This window comes from Glaciecola sp. 1036, assembly GCF_050306235.1.
Taxonomy (GTDB): domain Bacteria; phylum Pseudomonadota; class Gammaproteobacteria; order Enterobacterales; family Alteromonadaceae; genus Glaciecola.
Genome location: NZ_JBLWFH010000002.1, coordinates 289184 through 308924, shown reverse-complemented (window position 1 = coordinate 308924; position 19741 = coordinate 289184). Strand labels below are relative to the sequence as shown.

17 protein-coding genes are annotated in these 19741 nt (G+C 40.7%); 9 read left to right on the top strand and 8 right to left on the bottom strand.

Annotated elements, in window-relative coordinates; genetic code table 11:
* Positions 1 to 45: 45 nt before the first annotated feature.
* The 4 genes from ACNKW3_RS03980 to ACNKW3_RS03965 all read left to right on the top strand — a co-directional run bounded on the left by ACNKW3_RS03980 (position 46) and on the right by ACNKW3_RS03965 (position 4635).
* A complete protein-coding gene (locus ACNKW3_RS03980) occupies positions 46 to 1023 on the top strand; it encodes a DUF1852 domain-containing protein (protein WP_427397973.1) in 978 nt (325 codons plus the stop codon).
* A 27-nt stretch (positions 1024 to 1050) separates the two neighbouring features.
* Positions 1051 to 2082, top strand: a complete 1032-nt coding sequence (locus ACNKW3_RS03975) for a methionine synthase (protein ID WP_427397972.1) — start codon at positions 1051 to 1053, stop codon at positions 2080 to 2082.
* A gap of 104 nt (positions 2083 to 2186) precedes the next feature.
* A complete protein-coding gene (locus ACNKW3_RS03970) occupies positions 2187 to 3071 on the top strand; it encodes a LysR family transcriptional regulator (protein ID WP_427397971.1) in 885 nt (294 codons plus the stop codon).
* Between the two features lie 73 nt (positions 3072 to 3144).
* Positions 3145 to 4635, top strand: coding sequence for a carboxylesterase/lipase family protein (locus tag ACNKW3_RS03965; protein ID WP_427397970.1), 1491 nt, complete (start codon positions 3145 to 3147; stop codon positions 4633 to 4635).
* An 84-nt stretch (positions 4636 to 4719) separates the two neighbouring features.
* On the opposite strand, the gene ACNKW3_RS03960 is transcribed toward ACNKW3_RS03965, so the two are convergent.
* The gene (locus tag ACNKW3_RS03960) at positions 4720 to 5415 is read right to left on the bottom strand and encodes a hypothetical protein (RefSeq protein WP_427397969.1); all 696 of its coding nucleotides are present in this window, start codon (positions 5413 to 5415) and stop codon (positions 4720 to 4722) included.
* Between the two features lie 315 nt (positions 5416 to 5730).
* Here ACNKW3_RS03960 and ACNKW3_RS03955 point away from each other — a divergent pair, with 315 nt between their 5' ends.
* The gene (locus ACNKW3_RS03955; protein ID WP_427397968.1) at positions 5731 to 6318 is read left to right on the top strand and encodes an ACP phosphodiesterase; all 588 of its coding nucleotides are present in this window, start codon (positions 5731 to 5733) and stop codon (positions 6316 to 6318) included.
* Between the two features lie 2 nt (positions 6319 to 6320).
* Here the strand turns inward: ACNKW3_RS03955 and prpF are convergent, their stop codons facing one another.
* From prpF to ACNKW3_RS03930, 5 genes are read right to left on the bottom strand one after another with little or no spacing between them, the layout of a single operon-like run.
* Positions 6321 to 7490 (bottom strand): 2-methylaconitate cis-trans isomerase PrpF, encoded by a 1170-nt coding sequence (prpF, locus tag ACNKW3_RS03950; protein WP_427397967.1) that lies wholly within the window; start codon positions 7488 to 7490, stop codon positions 6321 to 6323.
* 10 nt (positions 7491 to 7500) lie between these two features.
* Positions 7501 to 10101: a Fe/S-dependent 2-methylisocitrate dehydratase AcnD gene (gene acnD / locus ACNKW3_RS03945; RefSeq protein WP_427397966.1), complete on the bottom strand. Its 2601-nt coding sequence runs from the start codon at positions 10099 to 10101 to the stop codon at positions 7501 to 7503.
* Between the two features lie 16 nt (positions 10102 to 10117).
* A complete protein-coding gene (prpC, locus tag ACNKW3_RS03940; protein ID WP_427397965.1) occupies positions 10118 to 11239 on the bottom strand; it encodes a bifunctional 2-methylcitrate synthase/citrate synthase in 1122 nt (373 codons plus the stop codon).
* Positions 11240 to 11286: 47 nt separating this feature from the next.
* Positions 11287 to 12165, bottom strand: coding sequence for a methylisocitrate lyase (prpB, locus tag ACNKW3_RS03935; RefSeq protein WP_427397964.1), 879 nt, complete (start codon positions 12163 to 12165; stop codon positions 11287 to 11289).
* On the bottom strand, positions 12162 to 12824 hold the full coding sequence (locus ACNKW3_RS03930) for a GntR family transcriptional regulator (protein ID WP_427397963.1): 663 nt from the start codon (positions 12822 to 12824) through the stop codon (positions 12162 to 12164). Before ACNKW3_RS03930 ends, prpB begins: the two co-directional genes overlap by 4 nt.
* A gap of 391 nt (positions 12825 to 13215) precedes the next feature.
* Here ACNKW3_RS03930 and ACNKW3_RS03925 point away from each other — a divergent pair, with 391 nt between their 5' ends.
* The 4 genes from ACNKW3_RS03925 to ACNKW3_RS03910 all read left to right on the top strand — a co-directional run bounded on the left by ACNKW3_RS03925 (position 13216) and on the right by ACNKW3_RS03910 (position 17329).
* On the top strand, positions 13216 to 13893 hold the full coding sequence (locus ACNKW3_RS03925) for a hypothetical protein (protein ID WP_427397962.1): 678 nt from the start codon (positions 13216 to 13218) through the stop codon (positions 13891 to 13893).
* 156 nt (positions 13894 to 14049) lie between these two features.
* A complete protein-coding gene (locus tag ACNKW3_RS03920) occupies positions 14050 to 15132 on the top strand; it encodes a glycoside hydrolase family 88/105 protein (RefSeq protein ID WP_427397961.1) in 1083 nt (360 codons plus the stop codon).
* Between the two features lie 100 nt (positions 15133 to 15232).
* Positions 15233 to 15898, top strand: a complete 666-nt coding sequence (locus tag ACNKW3_RS03915; RefSeq protein ID WP_427397960.1) for an SDR family oxidoreductase — start codon at positions 15233 to 15235, stop codon at positions 15896 to 15898.
* A 57-nt stretch (positions 15899 to 15955) separates the two neighbouring features.
* Complete coding sequence (locus ACNKW3_RS03910) at positions 15956 to 17329, top strand: MFS transporter (protein WP_427398180.1); 1374 nt, start codon at positions 15956 to 15958, stop codon at positions 17327 to 17329.
* Positions 17330 to 17344: 15 nt separating this feature from the next.
* Here ACNKW3_RS03910 and dgt read toward each other — a convergent pair whose 3' ends face one another.
* Positions 17345 to 18760, bottom strand: coding sequence for a dGTPase (gene dgt, locus ACNKW3_RS03905; protein WP_427397959.1), 1416 nt, complete (start codon positions 18758 to 18760; stop codon positions 17345 to 17347).
* A 74-nt stretch (positions 18761 to 18834) separates the two neighbouring features.
* Positions 18835 to 19656 carry a pirin family protein gene (locus tag ACNKW3_RS03900; RefSeq protein ID WP_427397958.1) on the bottom strand — a complete coding sequence of 274 codons (822 nt, stop codon included), beginning with the start codon at positions 19654 to 19656 and terminating at the stop codon, positions 18835 to 18837.
* Positions 19657 to 19741 lie beyond the last annotated feature (85 nt).

Sequence of the window (19741 nt, the reverse complement as noted above, 5' to 3'; positions counted from 1 at the left end):
CAACTAATTTTGCACAATTTTTACTAAGATGATGGATTTCAACCCATGCAAAAAGAACTTAATTTCACCGTTAATAGTCTGCGTTTTGATGAGAATTATCAACCATCAAAAAGTACGCGAATAACCACAAACTTTGCAAACTTAGCAAGGGGTAGTTGTCGTCAACAAAATTTGCGTAATGCACTAACTATGATTGACAGTCGGTTCAATGCATTGGCGAGTTGGGATAATCCCAAAGGTGATCGTTACTCAGTGGAGTTAGACATTATTTCGGTAGATATTGACGTTCAAGGCAGTGGTCAACGATTTCCATCCATCGAAATATTAAAAACCAATATTTTAGATCATAAGACCCAAGAACGTAGTGAAGGTATAGTTGGCAACAATTTTTCTTCCTATGTTCGCGACTACGATTTTAGTGTTGTATTGTTAAATCACAATAAGAACAAACCTCAATTCTGTATCCCTGAAAACTTCGGAGATTTACACGGTAAATTATTTAAAGCCTTTGTTCACTCTGCCAGTTACCAACAAAATTTTCGTAAGTTACCGGTAATTTGTTTGAGTGTATCTGACAATAAAACATACCATCGAACGGAAAATCATCACCCTATATTAGGCTATGAATATTTGGCAAATGAATCTTCATTAACGGAACAGTATTTTAAGAAGATGGGCTTACAAGTACGGTACTTTATGCCTCCTCACAGTGTTGCACCATTGGCTTTTTACTTTTTCGGTGACCTGTTAAACGACTATAGCAATCTTGAACTGATAAGTACTATCAGCACAATGGAGACCTTTCAAAAGATATATCGCCCTGAAATTTATAACGCAAACGCAGTTGCGGGTCAGTGTTATCAGCCGAATCTTAAAAATGCTGACCATTCATTAACGCAAATTGTATACGACAGAGATGAGCGTAGCCAATTAGCAAAAGTCCAAGGTAAGTTCGCTGAAGAAAATTTCATTAAGCCATACCAGCAGTTGCTTAAGCAGTTCTCCTCTACTTGCACCCTGTAAAATTTATAAAATAAGCAAAGAAAAATAATGAATACTCTTTTACCTACATCTACCGCCGGAAGTTTGCCTAAACCCATATGGCTAGCGGAACCTGAAACCTTGTGGTCACCTTGGAAACTTGAACAAAATAGTCTGTTAGAAGGCAAATACGATGCGCTCTGCCTTTCCCTTCATGAGCAACAATTAGCAGGCATTGATATTGTTAGTGATGGTGAGCAAACACGTCAACATTTTGTAACTACCTTTATTGAACATTTAAGCGGCGTCGATTTTGAAGAGCGTAAAACAGTTCGTATACGTGACCGGTATGATGCTAGTGTGCCTTCAGTTGTAAGTGCTGTAAGTCGACAACGACCTGTTTTCATCGAAGATGCAAAATTTCTACGTAGTCAAACCAACAAGCCTATTAAATGGGCATTACCAGGTCCAATGACCATGATTGATACCTTGTATGATGATTATTATAAGAGTCGTGAAAAACTCGTGTGGGAGTTTGCCAAAATATTAAATCAAGAAGCTAAGGAACTAGAGGCCGTAGGCGTAGATATTATTCAATTCGATGAACCAGCTTTTAACGTTTTTTTTGACGATGTGAATGAATGGGGAATCGCTTGTCTGGAGCGGGCAATAGAAGGCTTAAAATGTGAAACTGCTGTTCATATTTGTTACGGATATGGCATAAAAGCCAATACCGATTGGAAAAAAACTTTGGGGAACGAATGGCGACAATATGAAGAAGTATTTCCTAAACTTCAAAAATCGAATATCGATATCATTTCTTTAGAATGTCACAACTCACATGTTCCACTAGAATTACTTGAACTTATACGAGGTAAAAAGGTAATGGTGGGTGCCATTGACGTTGCAACTAATAAAATTGAAACCCCAGATGAAGTTGCAAATACAATCCGAAAAGCCCTTAAATTTGTGGATGCAGACAAACTCTATCCTTGCACCAATTGCGGTATGGCCCCTTTATCAAGGACTGTCGCCAAAGAAAAATTGCAAGCCTTGAGTGCTGGGGCAAGCATCGTCAGAAAGGAACTCGCTTTGTTGTAAAACCAAAGGGAATTTAGGGAGATAGTTTTCCATGCATAAAATTACTCTAATTTCCCTTTTTTATGATATTTTCTCATGATTGACCTGCGGTTTCGGAGAAATAGATGTTAGAAAGATCCCACTTAGAAATACTTTCTGCGATAAAACAGCAAGGCTCTTTAACAAAAGCGGCCGAAACCCTGCACCTTTCTCAATCAGCACTAAGCCATAGCGTTAAAAAATTAGAAAATCTTTTAAATATTTCCATATGGAAAAAAGAGGGGCGAAACCTAAGGCTTACACCAGCCGGAGAGCGCATTTTAAATTTAGCCAATAGAGTTTTACCACAGTTTCAACATACTGAACTAATGTTAAAACAAATTGCAAACGGTGAGATGGGTTCACTGCATATAGGTATGGAATGCCACCCATGTTACCAGTGGTTATTGCGTGTCGTTCAACCTTACCTAGAACGTTGGCCGGACATTGATATAGATGTTAAACAAGAGTTTCAGTTTGGCGCGTTAGGGGCATTATTAAGCTATGAAATAGATATATTGATAACACCGGATCCGCTTTTTAAACCGCAAATTGAGTATATCCCGGTATTTGACTATGAACATCGCCTAGTCGTTTCTGACAATCATGAATTGGCAAATTACGAATATATTTTACCAAATCAGCTTAGCGATCAAGTTTTATTCAGTTACCCGGTTGAGCCAATGCGTTTAGATATTTTTAGTCAATTTCTAAATCCTGCAAAATGCTCGGTTAAAAAACACAAAATTATAGAAACCACCGAAATCATGCTGCAAATGGTAGCCGCCGGACGAGGAGTCTGTGCCTTACCTGGATGGCTAGTAAAGGAATACGCTAACAGCATGCCGATAAAAAGTGTTAAATTCGGTGAATCTGGAATTAACAAGCAAATATATGTTGGCATCCGAAAAGATGAACAAAGTACTGATTATTTGTCAGACTTTATCTCACAAGCAAAATGTACAATGTAAGTCTCTCTATTTTTTTCATATTAAGGTTTAAATGAATACAACATCGATTGGCATTTAACAACTAAAGGTATATATGAGTATTTTAAAAAGATTTTGTCTTTTGCCGGTTATATTGATTTTGATAATTTCTATTTCCCTCGGTGCTGAATGCGTTGAAGTAGCAATAGAAAATGGAATAGTCGTTGGGGAAAAGAAATCTATGGTTGCTAGTTTTAAAGGTATACCTTATGCACAACCACCGGTAGGTGAAAAACGCTGGCAACCACCGACAGCTATAGAAAAATTTAGTGCGCCTATAGACGCTACCTCCTTCGGCTCATCTTGTCCACAACGCAATCAATTATTTCATAGTGAGGATTGTTTGTTTATTAATGTATTTACCAACAGCAATTTTACTAAGAAGGACGAAAAACCGGTATTAGTTTGGATTCATGGTGGTGGCTATGTAAGCGGTTCTGGTGATTTGAATGATCAAGTAATAGAACATTGGGTAAACCAAGATCTAGTATTGGTTTCTTTTAACTACCGTCTTGGTGCTTTAGGCATTCTTTCTCACCCTAAAATAGATTCAGGCGCTGGTGCTAACTATAGTTTAATGGACATGGTCGCTGCACTGAACTGGATACAAACTAACATTGGCAAATTTGGTGGCGATGCTGACCGCGTTACAATAGCGGGCGGTTCTGCTGGCGGTATGGCAATTCAGATGTTGATGGTCACACCAAAAAGCCAAGGTTTATTCCATCGTGCTATAGCTCAGAGCGGTTATGGCACTTGGCCATTTCCTCGCACTCCTGCGGTTCCCGCTTTACCGGAAAGCGCCAATGCTCATGTTTTAGCAAATGATTTGATTCAACAAGCTACAGATAAATCTATCAATGACCTAAGTGTGGCCGAATTAAAAGCAATCTCACCTTCTGCTTTAGTCAACGCAATTTCGGGCTTCCACTTACCTGTTATTGATGGTGTGACCCTAGCAGAAGAACCCGGGGTTTTATTTTTACTAGGTAAACAACACGCCGTGCCCTACATTAGTGGCGGAAATAGTTATGATGGCAGCGTTTACCCTTATTCTGGCGTTCAACCGGCTCGCATGGAAGCCTTGTTAGGTCAACAGTTAGAGCAAGTAAGATCCGCCTACGGGTTGGCTAATCCAAGTGTAAAGTCGCTGTCTTATCAACACTTATTCGGTGATTTACGTTATGTATTGGCAGGCATGATAACAACATCAGCTATGCAAAATTCATCTGCTGCTGGGTATCGTTATTTCTATTCAATTAGCCCACAAGATGCTCCCGGAGCAGGCCATGGAAATGAGGTTGGTGCCATATTCTATCCAGCAAAAAATCGCTCTCAACAAATAATGCAAAGTTATTGGCGCAATTTTATAGAAACTGGCAACCCTAATGGAAAGGGTTTACCTGTTTGGGAGCAAGTTAGCAGTGATGACGAAAACTGGCTAATTATTGGCAACCAAATTGAGCAAGCAAAAACCGTGAGAGAAGAAAAGCTTAGCCTGCTTAAACAAAGTTATTTGCAACGAGTAAAAGCCGTTTTACAGTAATAGCTTTGTATATTCACCTAAAAAATTTTATGTAGCGCAACAAAAAGCCCGCATGTTAGTGGGCCTATTTGACTTGTTTTACGTTTATGCTTTTCTGCGATTACGCAAGAAAATTCCACCCAAAGCTAAGCTTAAGAAGCCTGCCATTGCTGGCGCTGATACTGGATCAGGGTTAGGGTTTGGATTAGTTTGCGACACCGTATAATCAATTGATAATGAAGGGAAAAGGTAATCAAACGAAGTGTCATCGATTGATGCAAAATTGAATGACGCGAAACTGTCTGTTTCAAATCTAATGGTAAATAAATTACCTAATAGAGCGTCAGCTACTGGCGCAAAATCTGTTAATGTGAAGCTAAATAAATCTCCATCAACACCACCGGTTGGTACGGTAGAGCTATAGATTTGTGTTGCAGAAGCATCGTAATCATCGATGTTAACCACCCCATCACCATTATAACCAAATAGGTGAACTGCAGATGTCGGATTACTGGGGGTATTTGAAACAAAGCGTGTAGCCATTACACTAAAGGTAACAGAATTAATGGTTGCACCATCATCAACAGCGGATAAATCAAATTCAAAAATACCATTTCGAATCAGACCACCTGATTGAGTAATTGCGATTCGATTGCTTGTAGTATTGACTGAATCACCACCGAAAGTTTGAACATCCCCATCAGCAGTAGCAGTAAGATTTATTATAGCTGCATGAGAAACACTACTGACAGTTAAGCTAGTTACAGCAACTGCGAGTAGTTTTGAGAATTTTCCAAGCATATTTTGACTCCTTTTGAATATTTTATTGGAAAAGATACGCTAATATCTAGTATCAATTATTCTATATACAAAAATCACGCCAAAATAATATTTCATATATTTCAATAGGTTATTTCAAAAAAAGGTACTATGAGAATAAAAATGTAAAAAATTTGAACACCTTTTTTTAAGCCCATATGAATAAATTTGATAAATCGTATAATGAATATGATAAGTTGGAAAAATTCCATTTCTCTTAAATACTGATTATGGAAAGATTTTGCGCTTAATAAACATGCTACAATTAACAACACAGCTGTCAGTACAAGGTTCAAATTGAACTATCTTGCCCACATTCACATTGCCCATTCAACGGGTACCAGCCTGCTAGGAAATTTTTTAGGAGATTTTGTAAAGGGAAGCGATTTAACTGCGTATCCAGAACACTTACGCAAGGGCATAGTCTTACATAGAAAAATTGATTCCTATACCGATAACCACGCTGCTGTAATGGGATTAAAAGAGTGTTTTCCTCAGGATATACGGCGCTTTTCAGGCCTAGTTATCGACGTGCATTTTGACCATCTGTTATGTCAATTTTGGCACAAGTTTAATACACCTGATCTGCATCTTATGTTAGATAAATTTTATCAAGAATTAAGAACTACCGAGGTATCCTTAGATGGTCGTTTTAATCAAGTGCGCCAAGGATTATTGCAGCATCAGTGGTTATCGGACTACCAAGAATTTTCATCAGTGATTCGAGCTTGTCATCAAATTGAAAAGCGTCTGAGTCGACCTGTGGCTTTTGTGGATAAAGCTAAAGTGCACTTACAGGATAACACAGAACAGTTTGAAGAGGCGTTTTTGTCGTTATACCCAGAGCTAAGCCGCTACGCACAAGGCGTAGCGGAACAACTTTAAAACTATCCAGGGACTCTTACAAAGCCTTCCATAAGCACGCGAGCTGAACGACTCATACTTACAGTTTTAACTTGCCATTGGTTATCAACCAAAGAGGCTTTTGCCCCCACAGTCAATGTACCAGACGGGTGTCCAAAAGTGACTGTATCACGTTCTCCACCACCGGCAGCTTGATTTACTAATGTACCAGGAATAACAGCCGCAGTAGCAATTGCAACAGCAGCAGTTCCCATCATTGCGTGATGCAATTTGCCCATAGATAATGCTCTTACAGACAAATCAATGGAATCGCTAGTGACAGTCTTTCCACTGGATGAAACATATTCGCCAGGGCCAGCCACAAACGCTATTTTGGGCGTATGCTGACGAGCAGCGGCTTCTTCAATATTGCTTATTAATCCCATCTGCTTAGCACCATAAGCACGAATCACTTCAAACTTTGTCAGCGTTTCAGCATCGCCATTAATAGCAGGTTGCAACTCATAACCAGTAAAGCCCAACTGCTCAGCTTTTAGGAAAATGGTTGGAATCCCTGCATTGATAAAGGTTGCATCAAACTCACCAATCTCTGGTACTTCAAGCTTATCAACTAGATTGCCAGTAGGGAAAACTGCTCCCTCCCCATCCGCAGGATCAACGAACTCAATTTTGACCTCAGCCGCAGGAAAAGTGACACCATCCAATTCGAAATCACCGGTTTCCTGCACTTTACCGTCTGTAATTGGCACATGTGCAATAATGGTCTTCTCGATATTTTGTTGCCAAATATGAACTTCACAAATACCGTTTTGTGGAATTAAGTCAGCATCTACAAGGCCATTTTCAATAGCACAAGCACCTACCGCTGCAGTTAAGTTCCCGCAGTTTCCACTCCAATCGATAAAGGGTTTATCAATGGCAACCTGACCAAACAGGTAATTCACTTGATGGCCTGGTTTATCACTTTTACTCAAGATAACCGTTTTACTGGTACTAGAAGTCGCGCCCCCCATACCATCAGTGTGCTTTTCATAGGGATCAGGACTTCCGATTACGCGCAATAATAAATTATCGCGCGCTGGCCCAGGAGTCTGGGCCGCTTCGGGGAGGTCATTGAGAATAAAAAACACACCTTTACTAGTGCCACCTCGCATATAGGTGGCAGGTACTTTAATTTGAGGTGCAAAAGCCATATTAATCACCTTAGCTCGCTGCCAAGAAATCTTGAGCAAAGCGTTGAAGCACACCGCCAGCCTCATAAATACTGACTTCTTCCGCAGTATCTAAACGACAAGTAACGGGCACAGTTAATTGCTCGCCAGTTTTCTTGTTGATCACTAAGGACAAGGTTGCGCCTGGTGATTTCTCACCGATCACATCAAAGGTTTCTGTGCCGTCAATACCAAGGGTTTTTCTTGTTACGCCAGATTTGAACTCTAAAGGTAGAACGCCCATACCAATCAAGTTGGTGCGGTGAATACGTTCAAAACCTTCGGCCACTATGGCTTCTACGCCTGCAAGACGTACACCTTTAGCAGCCCAGTCTCTTGAAGAGCCTTGCCCATAATCTGCACCAGCAATAATTATTAACGGCTGCTTGCGGTTCATGTAAGTTTCAATGGCTTCCCACATTCTAACAGTTTCACCTTCAGGTTCTACACGTGCCAGAGAGCCCTGTACCACATTACCGTCTTCGTCAGTGACCATCTCGTTCAACAATTTCGGATTAGCGAAAGTTGCGCGTTGCGCAGTTAAGTGATCACCTCGGTGAGTGGCATAAGAGTTGAAGTCTTCTTCTGGTAAGCCCATTTTTGCAAGATATTCACCTGCTGCACTGCTTGCCATAATAGCGTTTGATGGTGATAAATGGTCAGTGGTGATATTGTCACCTAGCACAGCTAAAGGACGCATACCTTTCAATGAAGGTTCGCTGGCAAATTCTTGTTCCCAATACGGCGGACGTCTAATGTAAGTTGACATTTCGCGCCACTCGTATAGTGGATCAGACTTTTCATCCGTTTTTAATTTAATGTCGAACATTGGCTCATAAACCTTGCGGAAATGCTCAGGTTTAACTGACTGTGCAACAACGGCATTAATCTCTTCATCGCTTGGCCAGATGTCTTTTAAGGTCACTGGGTTACCGTCTTTATCATGACCCAAGATATCTTTTTCAATATCAAAACGAATTGACCCTGCGATTGCATAAGCTACTACAAGCGGAGGAGATGCTAAGAAAGCTTGGTCTGCGTAAGGATGAATACGCCCGTCAAAGTTACGGTTACCAGACAATACTGCAGTCGAATAGATATTGTTATCTTTGATTTCTTGTTCAATGACAGGATCTAAGCGACCACTCATTCCATTACACGAAGTACAAGCAAAGGCCACAACACCAAAGCCAAGTTGTTCCAATTCTGGTAACAAGTTAGCTTCTTCTAAATATAATTTAACTGCTTTAGAACCCGGAGCCAAAGATGTTTTCACCCAGCGCTTGCGAGTCAAACCCAATTTATTTGCGTTACGAGCAATCAGACCAGCGGCTATCATGTTGCGTGGATTACTAGTATTGGTACAGCTTGTAATGGCGGCAATAATGACTGCGCCGTCTGGCATGGCATCATTAGCCGGCATCTCAAAAGGTTTAGCAATTCCTTTGTTGCCGAGATCAGCTGTTGCTACTCGGTTATGGGGGGTTGAAGGACCTGCCATATTTCGGCAAACACTACTTAAATCGAAAGTAAGTACTCGCTCATATTTAGCCTTAGTCATGCTATCAGCCCATAAACCAGTATGTTTTGCGTAAGCTTCTACTAACTTAACTTGTTCGTCATCACGGCCTGTCAACGTCAAGTAATCGATAGTTTGTTTATCGATATAGAACATTGCAGCTGTCGCACCATACTCTGGTGTCATGTTAGAAATCGTCGCGCGATCGCCTAGAGTTAGATGTTGAGTACCTTCACCGTAGAATTCTAAGTAGGTTGAAACCACTTTTTCATTGCGTAAAAACTCGGTTAACGCTAATACGATATCAGTCGCAGTAATACCGGGCGCTGGTTTACCAGTCACTTCCACCCCTACGATATCTGGTAATCTCATATACGAAGCTCGACCAAGCATCACGCTTTCAGCTTCTAAACCACCAACGCCTATAGAAATAACACCTAAGGCATCTACCATGGGGGTGTGGCTATCGGTGCCCACTAAGGTATCCGGGAAGCACACGCCATCTCGAATCTGCACAACTGGTGACATTCTTTCAAGGTTAATTTGATGCAAAATACCATTACCTTGAGGTATTACATCAACGTTTTCAAAGGCAGTCTTGGTCCAATTAATAAAATGGAATCTATCTTCGTTTCGCTTATCTTCAATGGCACGGTTCTTCTCAAACGCATCTTTTTCAAAACCTGCGTGCTCTACAGCAAGAGAATGGTCTACTACTAGCTGCGTAGGCACTACAGGATTTACTTTTGCTGGATCACCACCTTTTTCGGCGATCGCATCGCGTAAACCGGCTAGATCAACCAGTGCCGTTTGACCAAGAATATCATGGCAAACCACTCGAGCAGGAAACCATGGAAAGTCTGAATCTCTGCGACGATAAATAAGCTGCTCTAGACTAACCTTTAAATTTTCAGGGCTACAACGTCTAACCAAATTTTCTGCCAACACTTTTGAAGTGTAAGGTAGTTGCGCATAAGCACCGGGTTCGATGGCGTTTACTGCGGCTTCTGTATCAAAATAATCATATTGAGTACCGGGTAAAGGTTTTCGATACTCGTAATTGGTCGTTGTCATTGTTGACTCCTAGTGATTATCGGTCGCTGATAGCTGGAACTGGGCGTAATTCTTCACCTGTATATTCTGCAGAAGGTCTGATAATTCGGTTATCCGCACGTTGTTCCATAACATGAGCTGCCCATCCAGTTAAGCGAGACATAACAAAAATAGGGGTAAATAATTTGGTTGGAATACCCATAAAGTTATATGCAGACGCATGGAAGAAATCAGCATTACAGAAGAGTTTCTTCTCACGCCACATAACTTCTTCACAACGCACAGACACTGGATAAAGTACAGTATCTCCCACATCTTCAGATAGTTTTTTAGACCAACCTTTAATGATTTCGTTACGTGGATCAGACTCAGAATAAACGGCATGTCCAAAGCCCATGATCTTCTCTTTACGCTCAAGCATGCCCATCATTTCTTCTTCAGCATTTTCCGGAGACGAGAATTTTTCAATCATATCCATTGCAGCTTCGTTTGCTCCACCGTGTAAAGGTCCACGTAATGAACCAATCGCGCCAGTAATACATGAATGCATATCTGAAAGCGTAGAAGCACAAACACGCGCCGTAAAGGTCGATGCGTTAAATTCATGTTCAGCGTACAAAATAAGAGATACGTGCATCACTTTTTCGTGTAATGCATTTGGGGTTTTACCATGTAACAGATGCAAGAAATGGCCGCCGATAGAATCGTCGTCGGTTTCAACATCTACACGCACGCCGTCATGAGAGAAACGATACCAATAACAAATGATAGATGGGAAACAAGCTAGCATGCGCTCAGTAATTTCTTGCTGCTCAGAAAAATCTTTTTCAGTTTCTAAGTTACCCAACATTGAGCAACCCGTACGCATCACATCCATCGGATGTGCGTCTTTTGGAATGCGCTCCAAAACTTCTTTAAGCGCTTGTGGTAAGCCTCTCAAACTCTTAAGTTTAGCTTTATATTCTGTCAATTCTTGCTGGGTGGGTAAGTTACCTTTAGTGATTAAATACGCAACTTCTTCGAACTCACACTTTTCCGCCAATTCTTTTACGTCATATCCACGATAAGTTAAGCCTGAACCAGACACGCCTACGGTAGATAATGCTGTTTTACCCGCGACCTGTCCTCGAAGTCCTGCACCACTTAGTACTTTAGCCATGATTTTCTCCAAATCTGTTATGTGTAATTATGTTTTAAAACTGCGATCTACTTATTTTTGCCTTCAGCGAACAACTCATCTAGCTTGTTCTCGTAATCGTGATAGCCAAGATAGTCATATAAATCCATGCGTGTTTGCATAGTGTCTACAACCGCTTTTTGGTCGCCGTCTCGTAAAATTGCTTGATAAACCGTTTCAGCAGCTTTATTCATTGCTCTAAATGCACTTAATGGATAAAGGACCATTGCCGCACCCCATTCACCTAGTTCTTTGGCGTTCCATAATTCGGTTTTACCGAACTCTGTGATGTTAGCCAAAATTGGCACATCTAGCGCCTCAGAAAATGCACGATAATGTTCTTCCGTTTGGATGGCTTCAGCAAAAATACCGTCTGCACCTGCTGCTACATATGCTTTTGCACGTTCAATAGACTTTTCTAACCCTTCTTGAGCAAAAGCGTCTGTGCGCGCCATGATAAAAAAATCTGGGTCAGTTCTAGCATCAACAGCAGCTTTAATTCGATCGACCATTTCAGCAGTAGACACAATTTCTTTGTTTGGTCTGTGGCCACAACGTTTTTGTGCTACTTGATCTTCCATATGCACAGCTGCAGCACCTGCTTTTTCCATATCTTTGATGGTTTTGGCTATATTAAAAGCACCGCCCCAGCCCGTATCGATATCGACTAACAGAGGCAAATCACAGGCTGAGGTGATGCGTTGCACGTCAACAATAACGTCATTAAGTGACGTCATGCCTAAATCGGGTAATCCGTATGATGCATTGGCAACTCCACCACCAGATAAATAAATTGCTTGGTGGCCTAATTTTTGTGCCATCATGGCTGCATAAGCGTTTATTGTTCCAACAATTTGCAGCGGTTTGTTATCGACAAGAGCTTGCCTAAATTTTTTACCTGGAGTCATTGGGATTCCTCAAGTTTTCGTTCAATGTTATTTCGAGAATAAAGAATATGTCGACGCATCAGCATTTCTGCTAATTCCTGATCTCTATTGCCGATAGCTTGCACTATATGTTTGTGCTCGGCATAAGCTGTACTCACGCGGGGTCCGGCCATTCCAAGCTGTACGCGATACATTCTTACTAAGTGGTAAATGCTATTGGTTAGCATGTAAAACAAATATTGATTATGACTGCCTTTGGCGATTTGATAATGAAAATCGACGTCGCCAGCTTCTTGATAGTAACGTTGTCCATCGACAACTTTGTCTGAATGGCTATCAATTAATGATTGCAGAGCTTTTACTTCGAGGTCTGTCATGTTCTGAGCGGCAAGGCGCGCAGCCATTCCTTCTAATGCCTCTCTGACTTGATAAAGCTCGACCAATCCTTGAAGTGTTAACGAGACTACTCTTGCACCGACATTAGCTTTACGTTCAACTATGTTGATACTGACCAAGCGATTAATGGCTTCACGAACAACAGCTCGACTCACACCATATTTTGTCGACAATTCAGCTTCACTGAGTTTTGCGCCTGCACCCACATCTCCTTCCACAATTTCCTTGCGAAGCGAAGTAAACACCTTATCGGCGCTGGTGACCACAGTATCAAATTCAGTCATAAAGAAATTCGATTGGATTTTTATTGTCGACAATACTAGACCTAAAATGAAAATTATGCAAATTTTATCTACTGGTTTACGACTATTGTCGACAATAAATCAGGTTTACCGAGTTTGTAAGGTGCGAACGGCTACTTCCAGATAATTAATTTTAAGTGAATGTAAACTTTTACAATCTAACTTGCGACTTACAGATATCTGAACGAAAGAATTAAGAAACTGGCTATTTTCTGGTGAATCTTACTAACCCATTAGCCTTATTAAATATCTTAATTTTTTTAACTAACTGTTTTTATTAAGTATTTAAATATGGCACTCAAAATGCTAATTCAAAATTCTAAAAGAAAATACAAAAAGCTAAATGTTTTACCACTGGCTCAAGGAGAACCAAATGATTAAACAAACTAAGAAACCCGTCTTCGCTTTCATTACCAGCATTGTCACATTATTTATGGTTACGGGTTGTGTGGTGCACGTAAACGCACATGAAAAGCACTCTGAAAAATCAAGCTATACTACTGTTAACAAAAAAGTCAGTGTATCTGATGGCGCGAAAGCTGACGAAATATCAAGTGTAAATGGAAAAGTGTCAGTGGGTGACAATGTTTCGGCCGAAGAGATTTCGAGTGTTAACGGTAAAATCGATATTGGTGAAAACCTTACGGCGGAAGAAGTCTCCACAGTAAACGGCAAAATTACCATCGGCGAAGGCGCTAAAATTAGCAAAAGTGTTGAGTCCGTAAACGGAAAAATCGACATAAGTTCCGGTAGCGAAATTGACGGCGATATAATTACAGTTAATGGCACTGTTGATTTAGATGGGGTTACTGTTGGTGGTAACTTAGAATCAGTTAATGGCAATTTGACCTTAAGCAAAGGCACCGTTATTGAGGGTGACATTATTTTTCATTGGAACAATAATAATTCATCGTGGAGAAACAAGTCTCCTACACTCACTATCGATAGCAGTTCTACTGTCAACGGTGAAATTGTAATTTATCACGAAGTAAATTTCGAGTTTGCTGACGATTCATTAATGCAAAAAGTTGTGAACAAAATAGACGAATAACCTCTCCTAATTTGAAACCCTGAGCTTGCGGCCGTAATGGCCGCTTTTTTTAACCAGCCATTCCGCCTTAACAGAACCACAATTGCGACTATTTAGATAAGTGCTAATATTAGTTCAGGCCTCGCCCATAGACCAATAGGACATTGTCTTTGCGCCATGAATAAACTCTTCATTACGACACTGTTATACTTGTGTTTTACTGGACACACACTAGCAAGTTTAGCTTTGCCCTCTGAACAACAATTAGAGAAAGTGGGACGCTTATTCATTGATGACCTCTTAGCCAGAGAGTCATTGATGTGGTATGCAAGTGATGTATTTAATGGATTTCACTACGCTGAAGCGGTGACGGTTTATGGTGCTTTGCAGGTAGCTGAGCAATTAAATGATGATGTTAGACTCAATGCGTTACACACCAAATATAACGAAATTCCAGATTTTAATACTTTAGCGGGCTATCACCATGTAGACGGCAGTGTTATCGGAATAGTCCCTTTGCAAATATATAGAGTTACTGGCGATGCTACCTTAAAGCATCAAGGTCTAGTGTTAGCAGATGCGCAATGGGACAATCCCCTACCTACGGGTTTAACCTCTCAAAGCCGTTTTTGGATTGATGATATTTACATGATCAATGCTATCCAAGTACAAGCCTTCAGAGTTACTCAAGATACGCAGTATTTAGACAAAGCTGCGTTAAATACTGTGGCTTATTTGCAAAAAATCCAACGAGAAAATGGCTTGTTTTGGCACGGACCTGAGGCACCTCATTTCTGGGGGCGCGGTAATGGTTGGGTTGCTGCGGGGATCGCTGAATTATTAACAGAGTTGCCTCCACAGCACCCAAATTACAAGGCCATTACTCAAAGTTATCTTCGTATGGTAAAAACGCTAACTGACACTCAAGCCCCGTCAGGTATGTGGAGGCAACTACTGACCAACCCTGATAGTTGGGAGGAAAGCTCAGCGACCGCTATGTTCGCTTGGGCTATATTAGTGGGTATCCAACAAAATATCCTAGATCAAAAAACCTATCTGCCAGTTGTAAATCAAGCTTGGCAAGCACTTATTTCTCAAATTAATGAACAGGGAAAACTAAGCAACATATGCGTTGGCACAGGACAATCTAAACAACAAGAATATTATCTAGAGCGCCCTCGCGTTGATGGAGACCTTCACGGCCATGCCCCTATGCTTTGGTTAATTTCCGATCTGATGGATTATTTAGCAAAAAAGTAATCCTTTTTTCTTGAGTTTTTAAAACCTATAACGCCATTTCCTGCGTATTGAATTATCTATTAGACTGATTCAGGTATTACATTTTTTAGATGGAGGAAACATGTCACAAAGAGTGGTTATTATTGGTGCCAACAGAGGAATTGGGTTAGAATTTGCCCGTCAGTATCAAGGGAAAGGATACACAGTCGTCGCCTTATGTCGTAAAGCCAGTCAAGCGCTTAAGAATGTGGGTTGTCGTATTGTTGAAGATGTCGAAGTAGACAATGATGGCAGTATGCAACAGTTGGCCGATCGAATACCTCTTGAACAAATTGATATTCTTATACATAACTCAGGTATTTTAGAATCAGACCAATTCCCACAAATTGACATGGCTAAAATGCTAGAACATTTTAATGTTAATACTTTAGGTCCTTTGCGAAGTATTTTAGCCCTAAAACCCTTACTGAATTCCGGAAGCAAAGTGGGTATAGTTAGTTCTAGAGTAGGTTCAATTGAGGACAACACCAGCTCTGATAATTATGCTTACCGAGTGTCAAAAACCGCGGTGAACATGGTAGGAAAATGCTTAAGTATTGACCTCAAAGAAGATGGTATTGCAGTTGCACTACTTCATCCTGGCTATGTTCGAACCGATATGACGAATAAAAACGGATTAATAGATGCTGACGAGTCTGCGGCTGGATTAATAGAACGCATGGATGAATTAAGTTTACAAACAACAGGAATTTTCGTTCACACAAATGGTGAACAACTGCCGTGGTAACGGCCTCAAAATTAAAGGTTTTTCCTCATTAACAAGTTATCTTTATCAACCACAGCAATTGCGTTACTCGTAGTATGTAGTGGTTATCTTATCGCCCCCATGGGAATGGCTGCTGTGAATGTTGCCATTCCATCATTAGCTAGTGATTTACATGCAGATGCCGCCAAAGTAGGTTGGCTACCTACCATCTATTTATTGAGCAATGTCGCTTTCATGCTACCTGCGGGCAAATTAGCCGATAACTATGGGCGAAAACGGTTTTATGTTGCAGGATTAGCATTAAACGCCTTTGCCGCGCTTATGTCTGGAATGGCGAACAATATCGATTTGATTTTGTTTTGGCGATTTATTCAAGGCTTGGCTGGGTCTATGATATTTGGTACTGGGATCGCCATCGTCACCTCAGTAGTACCCGCTCATAAGAGAGGTAGTGCTTTAGGCATAGTAGCAGCATGTGTGTATGTAGGATTAACCATGGCGCCTGCTATTGGTGGCTATCTTACTGAAGTGATAAGTTGGCGTGCAGTATTTTATTTTCAGGTTCCCTTGGTGGTTGTACTGCTTATCGTGATTCACTTTTCGTTAAAAGGCGAATGGAAGAACGATATCCCCGACAAATTTGATTATAAAGGCACACTGCTTTTTGGCGCATTTTCCATAGCCTTAGTGTACGGCTTAAGTAAACTGCCAAGTGTTCTGGGCATATTCGTTAGTATACTGTCACTAATCTTTATAGCCATCTTCATACTGCATCAAAGTAAAAGCGCTCAACCGCTTATACGTGTTCAAATGTTTAAAGAAAGTAGGGTTTTCAGCCTGTCTTTAGCTACCTCATTTTTTATGTATGGAAGTAATTTTGCGATAGTATTTTTGATGAGCTTGTATCTGCAATATATCAAGGGTTTCACCCCAGCTCATGCGGGTAAAATATTACTCCTACAAGCATTAGCCATGGCGATTATGGCGCCTATTGCCGGTAAACTTTCCGATCGCTTTCAGCCAAGAGTAATTGCAACCTTAGGCTGCATGATAGTTGCTAGTGGCTTTATTTTGATGAATCAAATCGACACCACAACTTCCGCCATGCACGTTGGTACTGCCCTTGTTTTAATCGGATTGGGATTTGGCTTATTCTCTACACCAAACAATAGCGCCATTATGGGAGCTGTTTCCAAAAACGAAGTTGGGGTTGCCTCCGCGTCAATGAATTTATCTCGTACAGTGGGCAATTTACTGGGAATGAGTATAGTCAATTTAATGTTGCACTATTACTTGGGAGATAGGGTAATTTCCCAACAAACGAGCGATGAATTAATGCTCACTGTGGCTTTAGCGTTAAAGATGTCATTGATCTTCGTAGTTTTAGCGACAGTTTTATCCTCTTTCAGAGGACGAAGAGAAGAGTTAACTGCTTCATCTTCAAGTAGCTAATCAATTGGCTACGCATTAATTCGCCACATAAAGCGCTCGATATTCATCGTAAGCAAAGTCATCTGTCATACCACTAATGTTATCTTGAATCATGCGGCAGCGATAATAAAACTCATGTTCAGGGTGTGCTGCCGAAGCAAGTTTGTAAGCATTTACGTGCTTTTTAGCCAGCTTATTCAAAAGCCGTTTTTCAACCGCATGGGATGTCTTACCATCGAAAAGAGTAGCAAATTTCTCTTCTGTCAGCGTTAATAATCTCGCGTATTTGTTTAGCAGTGAAGAGATTATATGGTGCCCCTGAAGTTCGCTATTTTCAACTTCAGGATGGCTAAATGCATATTCTAAAGCAACTTCTTTTAGGGTTTTTGAAACAGCATGGGCAAGGCTTTTATCTTCTAGCAATGCCTCGTTGAAATTTCCGTGATAACAAGCTTGAATGTTATCAATAAACCTATTAGCGGCATGAGTGACCATTAACGTCTGTAAGCCAACGCGTAAAGAAATAAAATAGGTACTGCTAGCAACAATTTTGTTTTTTTGAGCTTTTAACAGGGCTCTATCAATATGCTCATCAATGACATCAGCATCTATGCTAAATTCAACAGCAATTTTTCTGTAGTGCTGTTTAAGTTTTTCAGAAACCACAGGCAAACTCATAATGCCTTTATCAACCGCATCTTCAATATCTGCAATGCAATAAGCAATGTCATCTGCGGCTTCCATAATATAGGCTACCGGGTGACGACAACCTGGCTGAATATCTAACTGCGTTTGAATGTCATTAATGAGAGATGTTTCAGACAAATAATAGCCAGGCTTCTTTGCTAAATAATTATCAGCTGGCTTAGGCTCACTAGCGACTCTGGTATATTTCAGAACCCCAGCTATTTGAGTAAAAGTAAGATTTAATTGTTGCAGTGAATGAATAATGCGAATCGCCTGTGCATTCCCTTCAAAATGGCAAATATCTCGGCGCTGACTTTCACTCAATGTTACCTGCGCTTTTTGTGCTAGATTATCAATATTATCTGAGAACCATTCTTGAATTGTGTCTTCACCAAAATGCCCAAACGGCGGATTCCCAACATCGTGTAATAAACAAGACATCTCCACAACTGTTTCAAAAATACGCTCCAAGCCTGTTAGTCCAAATTCGTCTTTTTGCTTGCTACTAAGTAGGTCGAAAATGGTCCTTGTGATGTATCGCCCGACCTGCATCACCTCTATGGAATGAGTTAAACGGCTACGAACTGCTGCGTTACGCTCTAATGGAAAAACCTGAGTTTTTTGTTGTAAACGCCTTACTGCGGCTGAGTTTAATATTCTTCCGCGATCACTTTCGAATACTCTTTCTAAACTCCCGATTTCCTTCGGAGATTGTTTGTGAGTAGAGTAATGACGAATAGCAGTAAACTTGGTTTTAAAATCCATAAAAACATTATCTAAAGTCTGAATATAAGGATGCTACCAAAAATACGTAAAGAAAGAGAGCTTTGCCGAATGTGCTACTCTATTTTTCCAAATTCTCCCCTATTGTAGGCTTCAATGCGGTCAATTAGCTTGGCCTTACTGGACATAATAAACGGACCATAATGAAATACCGGTTGCGTCATAATATCCCCTGCTACAATGGCGATTTTAGTCCCGCCGTTAGCCTGTACTTTAAGGGTTTCCGTGCCAGCACTTTCAAATCCGATAGCGTTGAATTCGCTAATGTTTTTGTCTGAAACGCTAAAGTCTCCATTCAGAGCAACTAAAAGTCCAGAGTGACAAGCGGGTACTTCAACCGATAATTCCCCGGTCTCGGTAAACACCATTTCACCAATAAGTGCATTGAATGGGATTAAGGATTCCCCCTTATTCTCATTACCCTTTATCGCAAAACGTAAATAACCACTAGAGGATTTCTCAATTAACATATCTTCTGCTTTGATACGAAAAGCTTTCGCCGGCAATAATTGATGCTCTTCTGGAAGATTCATAAATATTTGAAAACCTTCGACCATAACGCCATTCTCAATGGGAATCTCATCGTGCACTATACCGGACGCCGCCATTGTCCAATGCATATCACCAGGCAAGATATCCCCTACATACCCCTGACTATCTTTATTTATAAAGCCACCCGGACTGTCGGGAAAAAGATAAGTTATAGCAGAAAACCCAGCATGTGGATGCGGTGGAAATGTGGGCTCGGTCATTTTGAACCAGTCTATGTTTAACACTGGGGATGTCGTTAATCCAGCTTGTCTAACATTGTACTGCTTAGCATCGAAAGCCGCACCATGCTGCATAGGATGATAGCCAAAAGGCGCTGTAAACTTCATAAAATACCTATTTAATTGTTCTGAAAATTTTGGCAACCCTTGTTAAACCATCAAAATTAGCGTAAAAATAATACAACTTAATTCC